Annotated in this window: 10 protein-coding genes; 9 read left to right on the forward strand and 1 reads right to left on the reverse strand. The window is 32.8% G+C overall.

What is annotated here, in order from left to right; genetic code table 11:
• The first annotated feature begins 97 nt into the window (after positions 1–97).
• The 8 genes from ACP7AT_RS13005 (at position 98) to ACP7AT_RS13040 (ending at position 7,076) form a co-directional block, all read left to right on the forward strand.
• The gene (locus ACP7AT_RS13005) at positions 98–379 is read left to right on the forward strand and encodes a DUF4834 family protein (protein ID WP_426064769.1); all 282 of its coding nucleotides are present in this window, start codon (positions 98–100) and stop codon (positions 377–379) included.
• Between the two features lie 48 nt (positions 380–427).
• Positions 428–2,845, forward strand: coding sequence for a YfhO family protein (locus tag ACP7AT_RS13010; protein ID WP_426064770.1), 2,418 nt, complete (start codon positions 428–430; stop codon positions 2,843–2,845).
• Positions 2,846–2,902: 57 nt separating this feature from the next.
• Positions 2,903–3,067 (forward strand): hypothetical protein, encoded by a 165-nt coding sequence (locus ACP7AT_RS13015; RefSeq protein WP_426064771.1) that lies wholly within the window; start codon positions 2,903–2,905, stop codon positions 3,065–3,067.
• Between the two features lie 12 nt (positions 3,068–3,079).
• On the forward strand, positions 3,080–3,547 hold the full coding sequence (locus tag ACP7AT_RS13020) for a nucleotidyltransferase (RefSeq protein ID WP_426064772.1): 468 nt from the start codon (positions 3,080–3,082) through the stop codon (positions 3,545–3,547).
• A 4-nt stretch (positions 3,548–3,551) separates the two neighbouring features.
• Positions 3,552–3,779, forward strand: a complete 228-nt coding sequence (locus tag ACP7AT_RS13025) for a hypothetical protein (RefSeq protein WP_426064773.1) — start codon at positions 3,552–3,554, stop codon at positions 3,777–3,779.
• Between the two features lie 2 nt (positions 3,780–3,781).
• Positions 3,782–5,071 (forward strand): glycosyltransferase family 4 protein, encoded by a 1,290-nt coding sequence (locus tag ACP7AT_RS13030; protein WP_426064774.1) that lies wholly within the window; start codon positions 3,782–3,784, stop codon positions 5,069–5,071.
• A gap of 42 nt (positions 5,072–5,113) precedes the next feature.
• Positions 5,114–6,574, forward strand: coding sequence for a lipopolysaccharide biosynthesis protein (locus ACP7AT_RS13035; RefSeq protein WP_426064775.1), 1,461 nt, complete (start codon positions 5,114–5,116; stop codon positions 6,572–6,574).
• A gap of 202 nt (positions 6,575–6,776) precedes the next feature.
• Entirely contained in the window at positions 6,777–7,076 is a 300-nt protein-coding gene (locus ACP7AT_RS13040; RefSeq protein ID WP_426064776.1) for a hypothetical protein, read from the forward strand.
• Between the two features lie 3 nt (positions 7,077–7,079).
• Here ACP7AT_RS13040 and uvrA read toward each other — a convergent pair whose 3' ends face one another.
• Positions 7,080–9,875, reverse strand: coding sequence for an excinuclease ABC subunit UvrA (gene uvrA / locus ACP7AT_RS13045; RefSeq protein WP_426064777.1), 2,796 nt, complete (start codon positions 9,873–9,875; stop codon positions 7,080–7,082).
• A gap of 186 nt (positions 9,876–10,061) precedes the next feature.
• On the opposite strand from uvrA, the gene ACP7AT_RS13050 reads away from it, so the two are divergent.
• Positions 10,062–12,863: a triple tyrosine motif-containing protein gene (locus ACP7AT_RS13050; protein WP_426064778.1), complete on the forward strand. Its 2,802-nt coding sequence runs from the start codon at positions 10,062–10,064 to the stop codon at positions 12,861–12,863.
• Positions 12,864–12,929: the final 66 nt, after the last annotated feature.

Here is a 12,929-nt window from a genome sequence, read left to right on the forward strand (position 1 = left end):
AATGTACTATATTTTATTATTTATTTAAGAATGATATTTTTATTTTGTCCCGAACTTTCGAGATGAATTTATTAATTTTGGAAAAAATTACACTTCTATGCAAACAGCTTCATTTACGGGTTTTATAAAAGCACTATTTTATATGATTGCTTTCTACTATATTTTCAGATTTTTAGCAAAATTATTTTTGCCTTTAATAGTTAAAAAGGTAGTAGAAAAAGCGGGCGAAAGTATGCAGAAACAACAAAAGCATGCGGAAGACAGCACTTGGAAAAAAACACAAAGTAAGGATGATGTAACATACAATTCAGTAAACACTAAAAATCCCCGCGAAACCAAAAAAGTGGGAGATTATGTTGATTACGAAGAAATAGATTAAATTTGTCATTATTAACAAGCTTTTTACTCTAATCCAAACTTTTTTAAATTGAAAATAATAAATAGGTTTTATCCACACGCCCTTGCCATACTTGGTTTTGTACTTGTTTCTACACTCTATTTTTATCCTGTATTACAAGGAAAACAAATTTTCCAGTCTGATATTGTACAGTATACAGGAATGGCCAAAGAGCAAAATGACTTTAGAGGCACGGATCATGTAGAACCTTATTGGACTAATTCAGCTTTCGGCGGAATGCCAACGTATCAATTAGGAGCAAAATACCCACACGATTATATTGGCGCTATTGATGATGCGTTGCGTTTTTTACCGCGACCTGCGGATTATTTATTTTTATATTTTTTAGGATTTTACGGTTTGATGCTGGTGTTAAAAGTCGATCCTTTAAAAGCCTTTTTTGGAGCATTAGCTTTTGGTTTATCTACTTATTTGATTATTATTTTGGGCGTTGGCCATAATGCCAAAGCGCATGCGATTGCATACATGCCACTTGTTATTGCCGGGTTTATTCTGGTCTTTCAAAAAAAATATATTCTGGGAGGTTTGATTACGCTTTTTGCAACAGCGTTAGAAATCAATGCGAATCACTTCCAAATGACTTATTACTTATTGATTTTCTTATTAATTCTTTCTGCTTATTTTATCTATCAGCTAGTAAAAGAAAAGGAATATAAATCAATGTTGTATTCCTTTGGAACATTGGCAGTAGCCGGAATTTTTGCTCTTGGTGCGAATGCGACTAATTTATTGGCAACTTCTGAATATGCGGATTTTAGTACGCGTGGAAAAAGCGAATTAAGTTTTAATCCTGATGGTTCAAAAAATACAAACAGCAGTGCGCTGACGCATGATTATATTACGGAATACAGTTATGGAATTACTGAAAGTTTTAATTTGATTGCACCGCGACTTTTTGGTGGGTCAAATAATGAGGCCGTTGGGAAAGATAGTAATATGTATGAATTCATGATTGGTCAAGGCGTGCCGGAAGATCAGGCAACTGATTTTGTTGCTGGAATGCCAACGTATTGGGGCGATCAGCCTATTGTAGCGGCTCCTGCCTATATAGGTGTGGTGGTTTTCTTTTTAGCAATAATGGCTTTGTTCATCGATAAACGTAAAATAAAGTATGTATTCCTATGCGGTTCAATAATTGCGTTAGTGCTTTCATGGGGAAAAAATTTCCCAATATTGACGGACTTTTTCATTGATTATGTTCCGATGTACAATAAATTCAGAGCAGTTTCCTCCATACAAGTTATTCTTGAGTTGTGTTTCCCTGTTTTGGCGATTATGGGGTTGCAGTCTTTTTTTCAATTGGATAAAAAATTACAGTGGAAAGCTTTATATGAAACTGGAATTTTAAGCCTCGGAATTATTGTAATATTGTTTTTGAGCAAAAGTATGTTCAGTTTTTCTGGCGGAAATGATGCTTATTTTCAACAAACCTACGGTCCGGATTTTGTAAATGCATTGAAACAGGACAGGATGAGGTTGTATAGCGCTGATTTATTGCGCTCTGCTTTCTTTATCTTACTAACTACGGGAGTTTTGTGGTTATCGATTAAAGATAGATTTGCCCAAAATACGGCTATTATAATCGTGGGATTATTGATGGTTTCCGATCTGTTTTTCGTGGATAAAAATTATGTTTCGGGAAAAGATTTCGTTAACGGAAGAGAAGTAGAAGTTCCTTTTCAAGAATCTCCTTCGGATGTTGAGATTCTTAAAGATACCACACATTATAGAGTTTTCGAGGTCTCTGGGAATTTATCCAGTGCCAGAGCTTCCTATTTTCATAAATCAATTGGAGGTTATAGTGCAGTAAAACCGCGAAGGATGCAGCAGTTATTTGACTACCAAATTGCTAACAACAACATGGAAGTATTGAATATGCTCGATGTAAAATATGTAATTCAAACTGATAAAGAAGGGAAAGAATTTCCAACGTCAAATCCTAATGCAAATGGAAATGCATGGTTTGTAAGTCAAGTAAAATTGGTGAGTTCTGCTGATGAAGAGATGAAAGCATTAGATAGTTTAGATTCTAAGAATGTGGCAGTCGTAAATAGTAAAGATTTTGAATTAAAAAAGACGGCTTTCGCCAAAGACAGCGCAGCGACTGTAACTTTAGAAAACTACAAACCCAATTATTTGAAGTACAAATCTGAAAACGCAAATGAAGGTTTAGCCGTTTTCTCCGAAATGTATTATGGAAAAGGTTGGAATGCGTATATTGACGGTAGAAAATCAGATCACATTAGAGTTGATTACGTTCTAAGGGGATTGCAAATTCCAGCTGGAAAACACTCGATAGAATTCAAGTTTGAGCCACAAGTCGTTAAAACCGGAAGTACAATAACGTTGATCAGTTCCATAGGGATACTATTGCTTTTGATTGGGGGGATTTATTTTGAAAGGAAGAAAAAGGCGTTAGCTGTCTGATATTTATTTGTAAATTTGATCTAATAAATTTCGAATACATTCTAAATTTTTAAAGCAATGGGTAAAGTCAAATTAAATCACGCACCTCCGTTAGTTATGGAGGCAAGATATATTGAAGAAACAAGACAATTGACTTATCAACAACGTTTTGAAAAACTGATGGCAATAATCGAACTTTCTTGCGTATTAAAATCGGCAAAAAAATATTCAAAATCAAAATAATTTGAAACGAATATGCATAAACAAATAATAGATGTTTGGAAGTACTTGTCAGAAAACAATGTAAACTATCTAACCATCGGTGGATTTGCTGTAAACATTTATGGCTACGGAAGAAATACAGGAGATATTGATATTTTCATTGAAGATACGATTGCTAATCGTGAAAATTTGAGAAATGCTATTAAACAAATGGGATTAGGTGATTTTGAAAGTATTAAAACGATGCAATTCATTCCGGGTTGCACAGATTTCACTTTAAATATTAATTTTAGATTGGATATTATGACTTCCGTTAAAGGTCTAGAAAATAAGCCTTTCGTAGTACTTTTAGAAAAAGCAAATATCATAGATATAGATGGAATTCCGGTTTTTTTTATTGATTACGATAATCTGATTATTGCCAAAAAAGCAGCCAACAGACTGAAAGACCAGCTCGATATTGAAGAGTTGGAGAAACTAAATAATAAAAATATTTGTTAAAAGTATGATAGAATTATCCGGTTTAAAATCGTTTCAACAAATATTGTTTTGGCTTTTTCTTGTAGGAATTATTATTGGAGTTTTATTAACACTATACTTCATTAATCAGGACAAATTTAGATTAATATTGTTATTACCGTCGTTACCAGTTTTATACTTTATTTCAAAAGGATTGTATAAAAACAGTAATTCGTTTTTTATGGATTTAAAATCAATTACTACAAAAGCCTAACTTTGGAACCCAAGAAAATTTTAATAATTACTTATTATTGGCCTCCTGCTGGAGGACCAGGAGTGCAACGTTGGCTTAAGTTTGTCAAGTATTTGCCAGATTTTGGCATTCAGCCGATTGTTTATATTCCGCAGAATCCAACATATCCTATTGTTGATCAAAACTTGGTAAAAGAAGTTTCGGAGAAAGCCATTATTCTGAAACAGAAGATTTTTGAACCGTATCAACTGGCGTCTTTTCTTTCGAAGAATAAAACAAAAAAAATCAGTTCAGGAATTATTCCAAATCAGAAAAAGCAATCTTTTCTGGATAAAACCTTTCTTTGGATTCGTGGAAATCTTTTTATTCCCGATGCGCGTGTTTTTTGGGTAAAACCATCGGTTGCTTTTTTGGAGAAATACATCGTTGACAATAATATTGATACAATTGTTACTTCAGGACCGCCACACAGTCTGCATCTTATTGGATTGGAATTAAAACAAAAATTAAATCTGAGATGGTTTGCTGATTTCCGTGATCCATGGACGACAATTGGCTATCACAAATCATTGCGATTGTCGAGTTTTGCTGCCAAAAAACACAAAGCTTTAGAACATCAGGTTTTAAATTCAGCCGATACCATTATTGTAACGAGCAAAACCACCAAAACCGAATTCCAGGAGATTACCACTAAACCTATTGCGGTAATAACGAATGGCTATGATAAGGAAGAAGTTGAAAAACAAACGCTGGATTCTAAATTTAGTTTAGCACACATCGGTTCTTTTTTGTCGGAAAGAAATCCTCTGATTTTATGGGAAAGTTTGGTTGAATTAATTCATGAGATTCCAGATTTCAAATCGCATTTCGAAATAAAACTAATCGGAGCGGTTAGTCAGGAAGTTTTAGAAACGTTAAATCAATTCGGGCTAAATACGTATTTGAATAATTTGGGTTATGTTTCCCATTCTGAAGCGATTGCGCACCAACGAAAGTCGCAGGTTTTGTTGCTTGTCGAAATTAATTCGGAAGATACTAAAAGCATTATTCCGGGAAAATTATTCGAGTACATGGTTTCAAACCGGCCTATTGTTGCCATAGGTCCCAAAGATTCAGATTTTGCTGAGATTATTACGAATACCAACACAGGTGTATTTTTTGATTATTCTGAGAAAGTGAAACTTAAAAGTGTAATTTTGGACTTTTATAATCAGTTTTTGAAAGGCAAATTACAATCAAATGGAGTTGGTTTACAAAATTATTCCAGAAGAAACCTAACGAAAGAATTGGTTGAATTGCTTAACAAAATGTAAATTAGAAAGTGAGGTTTCTCAATACTTCGCAATGATAAAATAATGGGAATAGTATTAAATCAGTCTTTAAAGAATACAATAATTACCTATTTGGGTTTTGGAATTGGTGCCATAAATACGCTGTATTTGTATCCTGTTTTTTTAGGAGATACTTATTATGCTGTAACAGGTTACATTCTTTCTTGTGCAAATGTAATCATGCCTTTATTTGCAATAGGGATGCAAAATACGTTAGTGAAATTTTATTCGCAATATGAGTCAGAAGAGGAAAAATCCAGATTTTTATCTTTCACCGTGTTGTTTCCTTTAGTTTTGTCTATTCCTTTAATATTGTTAGGATTACTTTTTTTTGATGATATTTTATTCTTTGTAACAAAGAAAAACCCGGTAGTTAAGGATTTCATTTGGCTTATTCCATTTGTAGGGTTATGCATGGCTTATTTCGAAATTTTTTATGCTTGGGCCAAAGTTCACATGCATTCGGTTTTTGGTAATTTTGTGAAAGAGGTAGGATTGCGATTGTTTTCATTATTTGCGTTGATTGGCGTTTATTACAGATGGATAACAGTTGTGGAGTTCGTTTACGTGACTGCAGGAATTTACTTTTTGGCATTAGTTATTACAATGGGTTATGCTTATTATATTAAAAAGCCTGATTTCCAATTTGCAATACCTTCTAATGTAAAAAATATAATGGAGTATACTTTTTATATTATTTTATCAGGTAGTGTAGCTAATTTGCTGTTGGATGGGGATAAAATTATGCTTAACCAATACATGATTATTGAGAATATAGCCTATTACTCCGTTGCTACTTATATTGCTTTGGTTATTTCTGTTCCAAGTCGCGCGATGCACCAAATTGTCTATCCAATTACGGCCCGACTGATGCATGATAACAAATTTGAGGAATTAAATATTTTGTATAAAAAGACATCCATTAATTTACAAGTCGTGGGTGGATTTGTAATGTTGGGTATATTTGTTAATATCAATCAGTTATATGAAATGGTTCCCAAAGAGTATAGCGGTGGTATTTTAGTTGTATTTATGATTGGATTGTCTAAATATTTTGATTTAATATTAGGGAATAATAATGCGATAATTTTTAATACAAAATATTACAGAGCAGTGTTGTTCCTCGGTGTTTTTTTAGTTGCTTTAGCGATTGGATTGAACGCGATTTTTATTCCTTTGTACGGGATTATGGGATCTGCGTTTGCAACATTATTATCAATAACATTATATAGCATAGCCAAGTTGCTTTTTGTGGTGAAACGTTTGCATTTGTATCCATTTACAAAGCAAACATTGTATTCTCTGGGAATCACATTGCTATTGTTTCTTTTGTTTTATTTTTGGGAATTTCCTTTTGACCCTAAAATAGCAATAATATTAAAATCAGTTTTATTAACTATTTCTTACATTTACATTAATTATAAATTTGTTATTTCGGTCGAAATTAATCAAGCTATCGATGTTGTTTTGAAAAAGCTAAGATAAATTAGGAGCGTTTCTGTTGGATAATAAAAAAAAATAACTGTTTCATTTCCTATTACTTATCGAAAGTTACTTTAGCTTTTTTAACAAAAAGAAATCAAATATCACTAAAAGTGGGTATTGTGGAATTTTAAATTTACTATTATTTTTGCAAAGTCAGTTTTAATAAAGACAGCAAAAAAGTATTTAAATTTCAATGATAAGCATGAATAGTAATAAAAGTACAAGCGATGATAATTTAATCAAATTTTTATCTATTATAGCCGATAAAACCAATGATGGGTTTGTAGTATTAGAGCGAAACGATAAGTTACCTTTTGTCGTTTTATTGAAAAAGAAAAAAAAGGTTGATCATGTTTTTAATTTTTGCATCTTTTGCGCTACTCTTGGACTTTGGTCTATAGCTTGGATTTACATTTCGCAAGTTTCATCAAAAGCTAAAAAGATTTTAATAGCAATTGATGAAGACGGAAATCCTTTTGAAGAAAAATGTTATATGGGATAATATTTATAATTTATCTTTCAAATATTTTCCCGTAACAGATTCTTTTATTTTTACAACTTCTTCCGGAGTTCCTACTGCAAGTAATTTGCCACCATTTTCCCCACCCTCGGGACCTAAATCTATGATCCAATCCGCGCACTTTATTAAATCAAGGTTGTGTTCGATAACAATAATCGAATGCCCTTTATCAATTAATGCATCGAAGGAAGCTATTAGTTTCTTGATGTCATGAAAGTGCAATCCAGTTGTAGGTTCGTCAAAAACAAATAAAGCTTTATCTTTTGTAGCTCCTTTTACCAGGAATGAAGCGAGCTTTATTCGCTGTGCTTCTCCTCCGGAAAGTGTAGAAGACGATTGTCCTAATTGCACATAACCCAAGCCCACATCTTGCAAAGGCTGCAATTTTTGAGTGATTTTAGTCTGTTTATTTGCTATAAAAAAGGCAATAGCATCATCGATTGTCATCGTTAGTATATCGTGAATGTTTTTACCTTCAAAAGCGACTTCGAGAATTTCTTTCTTAAATCGTTTTCCGTTACAGGTTTCACACGGTAATTGTACATCAGCCATAAAAACCATTTCTACGTTTATAGAACCTTCTCCTTTGCAGGTTTCGCATCTTCCGCCATCAACATTAAAAGAAAAATGTTTGGCCTGATACCCTCTTATTTTTGATAGTTTTTCTTTGGCATACAATTCCCGAATGTCATCATACGCCTTAATGTAAGTCACAGGATTTGAACGGGAACTTCTTCCTATTGGGTTTTGATCAACGTATTCAATGTGTTTAATTTGCGAAAATGAACCTTTCATTTCTGTAAACTGTCCTGCTTTTTCACCTACGTTTTCCAATTTTTTTTGCATGGCCGGAAAAAGGATCTTCTTAACAAGAGTACTTTTTCCACTTCCAGAAACTCCTGTAATTACCGTCAATACATCCAGCGGAAAAGTAACATCAATATTTTGTAAATTATTTTCTCGTGCTCCTTTTATGTCGATAAAATTCTTAAATAATCTTCTTTTTTTAGGGACGGTAATTTCTAAATCACCATTTAGATATTTCGCTGTAAGTGAAGTCGATTTTAATATTTCGTCGTAGGTTCCCTGAGCGACTAAATTCCCGCCTAAAGTTCCTGCCTCCGGCCCAATATCTATAATCATGTCAGCAGCTTTCATGATGTCTTCATCGTGTTCTACAACGATAACCGTGTTTCCTAAATCACGTAAGGAAAGTAATACTTTTATCAGGCGTTCTGTATCTTTTGGGTGTAAACCAATACTTGGCTCATCCAAAATATACATGGAACCAACTAAACTGCTTCCAAGCGAAGTTGCTAAATTAATACGTTGCGATTCTCCTCCGGAAAGTGTGGCTGAATTCCTGTTTAATGTCAGATAATCCAATCCTACTTCAGTTAGAAAAGACAAACGGTTGTTGATTTCCACCATTAGTCGTTTGGCAATTTGTTTTTCATAAACATCTAAATCAATGTTTTTGAAAAAAGTAACTAAATGTTTTATCGGTAAATCAACTAAATCAGAAACTGTTTTTTCATTAATTTTCACGTATGAAGCTTCAATTCTCAGGCGTTTTCCTTTGCAGGAATGACATTTAGTTTTTCCTCTGTAACGCGAAAGCATCACTCTGTTTTGGATTTTATAATTCTTTTCTTCCAATTCTTTAAAGAAATCATTCAATCCTTGAAAATAGGTATTTCCATTCCAGATTAATTCTTTTTGGTCTTCAGATAATTGGTAATATGGTTTGTGTATTGGAAAGTCAAATTTGTACGCCTTATTTACTAGTTCGTCACGAAACCAACTCATGCTTTCTCCTCGCCAAGGGAAAATAGCATTTTCAAAAACGGATAAAGTCGTGTTTGGCACTACTAATTCGGCATCAATACCGATAATATTTCCATAACCTTCACAAACGGGACATGCTCCGTATGGATTATTAAAACTAAATAAATGAACGTTTGGTTCCAGAAATGTAATGCCGTCTAATTCAAAATTATTAGAGTAGGAATACTTTTTATCAGAGTTTAATTCTTGTAAATGGCAAATTCCTTTTCCTTCAAAAAAAGCAGTTTGAACCGCATCAGCAAGACGATTGTAAAACTCTTCTTCTGCGGAAGTGTCGTGATTAACCACTATTCGGTCGACTATTAAAAAGATTTCTTTTTTATCTAATGAGTCTGGTAAATCGTCTAAACGAATCATTTCATTATTTACCAATATTCGGGCAAATCCTTGTTGCAAAAGGACTTTTAGTTTGTCTTCCAATTTTCGTCCTTCTTCCAAATGAATAGGCGCAAGCAACAACCATTTGCTATCCAATTCAAAATTTTTCACATCGGAAACGACATCAGTGACGGTATTTTTTTTGACTTCACGACCGGAAATTGGGGAATAAGTTCGTCCTATTCTGGCAAAAAGTAATTTTACGTAATCATATATTTCTGTTGAGGTTCCTACCGTCGACCGCGCGTTTGTCGTATTCACTTTTTGTTCGATAGCAATCGCAGGAGCAATTCCCTTAATATATTCTACTTTTGGTTTGTCCAATCGTCCAAGAAATTGTCTCGCATACGAAGATAAACTTTCTACATAACGGCGCTGTCCTTCGGCATATAAAGTATCGAAGGCCAAACTTGATTTTCCTGAACCCGAAAGTCCTGTGATAACCACTAATTTATTTCGGGGAATAGCAACATCAACATTTTTTAGGTTATGTACCTGTGCACCTTTTATGATGATATTTTTCCTTGGATCCAATTTCGAAAGGTCAACTTGCATAAAAATGATAATTTTTACAAAAGTAATCAATTTTCAACAGAGAAAAGGGAATGAACAACTCACAAATAATCATTAAAAGCACGGTTGAAAACTGATTTTTCTTCTGGTATAGTTTTTATGTTTTCCATGCAATAAATAAATGCTATTTTTAGGTTTATTTTTGAAAAAATTAACATCAACATTCCATTGAAAACAAAACTGTCCATTTTTCTTTTTTTAATGTCTTTCTGTGCTTTTTCGCAAGAGTTACCGCCAATTGTAAAATATCCCTCTACCACTTATGGTGCGGGAAATCAAAATTGGATGATTTCTCAAGATCAAAATCATTATGTTTTCTTTGCAAACAATGAAGGATTATTAGAATTTAATGGATCAAACTGGGAATTATACCCATCACCAAATGAAACTATTGTTCGTTCTGTAAAAGTCATTGGAAATAAGATTTTTACGGGTTGTTACATGGAATTTGGTTTTTGGGCACGTCAAGAAAATGGAAAACTAAAATACACTTCATTAAGTAAAACATTAAAAAATAAGATTCTTGATGACGAGCAATTCTGGAATATTTTAAATTATGATCAATGGGTTATTTTTCAATCCCTGAACAGAATTTACATTTATGATACTCAAACCGGAGGTTTCAAAATTATAGCGCCGAAAAATAATATAACAAAATCGTTCCGTACCAAAACTGCGATTTACTTTCAAACAATCAATGAGGGACTTTTTGAAATTGAAAGCGGAAAAGGACGTTTGGTTTCTAACAATCTAATTTTACAAAGCAATAAAATTGTCAATCTTTTTTCCATCGATGAAGGACTTTTGATCCAAACACAGCAGAATGGATTTTATAAACTCATAGGAACCGCTTTGACAAAGTTTTCTACTGAGGCTGATTCGGAATTAGCTGCCAGTAGTGTGTACAGCAGTCAATTACTTTCAGATGGAAGTTTTGCTTTGGGAACAGTTTCTAATGGAATATTTATCTTAAATAATATCGGGAAAATTAAATATCACATCAGTCAAAATAAGGGATTGAGTAACAATACAGCGCTGTCTTTGTACGAAGATGCCGATAAGAATCTTTGGGTAGGACTGGATAACGGAATCAATTGCATAAATCTGCAATCTCCGATACAAAATTTTGTTGACGATACAGGAATTCTTGGTACAGTTTATACTTCAAAACTATACAATGATAATTTGTATGTGGGAACCAACCAAGGTTTGTTTTATAAAAGTTATCAGAGTAACGATGAATTTAAATTTGTGACTGGAACAAAAGGACAGGTTTGGTCCTTGTTTGAGTATGATGGAACTCTTTTTTGTGGTCATGATTCAGGAACATTTGTCATAGAAAATGCTGTGGCAAAAAATATATTTTCAAGATCAGGAACTTGGAAATTTGAAACCATACCCAATCAAAAAGGACTTTTACTTCAAGGGAATTATTACGGAATTTCAGTTTTGGAAAAAACGAACAGTCAATGGGGTTTTAGAAATAAAATTGACGGATTTGATTATTCTTCAAAATATTTTGAAATCACAAACAACTTGAATGTGTTCGTTAGCCATGAATACAAAGGCGTTTACAGATTAGAGTTAGACAGAAAATTGTTAAAAACGAAAAATTTTGTAAAATATAATACACCTACAAAAGGGAAAAATGCCAGTTTGACAAAGTTTTATAACACCATTTATTATGCGAATAAAGAAGGTGTTTTTAAACTGAATGCGAAGACAAATCAATTTAGTAAAGATCATTTATTAAGTTCCGTTTTTGAAAAAGATGAGTATACCTCGGGGAAATTAATCGAGGATAACTCCAAAAAAATATGGCTGTTTTCAAAAAATTACATTCATTATTTCTCATTGAGTAAATTAAGCAGTCAATTGAAGCAAAATGTAATTCCTATTCCAGCATCACTGACCAATTCGATGTTAGGCTACGAAAACATTACTCAAATTTCTAATTCTAATTATTTGATAGGAACAACAGATGGCTATTATATTTTAAATCTTAATGATTTGAGTTTTAAAAACTATAGTGTTTTAATATCGGCGATTACAACAAATAAACTCAATGAAAACTCCGAAAACCGTTCTATTCTAAAAGAAGGCAGTTTTAAATATGATGAAAATAATATAACTATCAATTATACGGTTCCTGAATTTAATAAACACATCAATGCTGAATTTCAATATTTATTAGAAGGATTTCAAGAAGAGTGGAGCGAATGGAGTGCCAAATCAACAGTGAATTTTAAAAACTTGCCTCCAGGAGAATATACTTTTAGAGTTAGAGCTAAGTTTGCAAATTCTCCTTTGGAAGATGTAGCGGTATATACTTTTACAGTCCAAAAACCGTGGTATTTAATACATATTGCACTATTTGTGTATTTGATTTTTGTGATTATATTGGCTCGATTTATCCATAAGGCCTATAAAAGTTATTATCAAAAACAAAAAGAAAAATTGATAGAAGAGAATAATCTTTTATTGGAAATTAAAGAACTTGAGAACGAGCAAGAATTGATGCGCATCAGAAATGAACAACTTTCAAAAGATGTAGATACTAAAAATCGGGAGTTGGCTGTTTCTACAATGAGTTTGAATAGTAAAAACGAGTTTCTAACTTTTATTAAGGATGACTTAAAGAAAACACCGAACGATGGTTATAGAAGTATAAAATCAGTCATTTCTTCAATTAATAAAAACATTACCGAGGGCGATAGCTGGAGTGTTTTTAAGGAAGCTTTTGATAACGCCGACAAAGACTTTTTGAAAAAAATGAAAGTAGCTCATCCATCCTTGACTCCAAATGATTTGAGATTATGTGCCTACTTAAGATTAAATCTTTCCTCGAAGGAAGTAGCTCCCTTATTAAATATTTCTGTACGAAGCGTTGAGATAAAAAGATATCGTTTGCGTAAAAAAATGGAATTAACACATGAACAGGGACTTGTTGAGTATATTTTAGCTGTATAGTTCTCTACAATTTCTATAAATAGAACTATACAATACCACAACATTAACGTTATTGTTGTGGTTTGT

This window comes from Flavobacterium sp. DSP2-3-1, from assembly GCF_049896865.1.
Taxonomy (GTDB): Bacteria; Bacteroidota; Bacteroidia; order Flavobacteriales; family Flavobacteriaceae; genus Flavobacterium.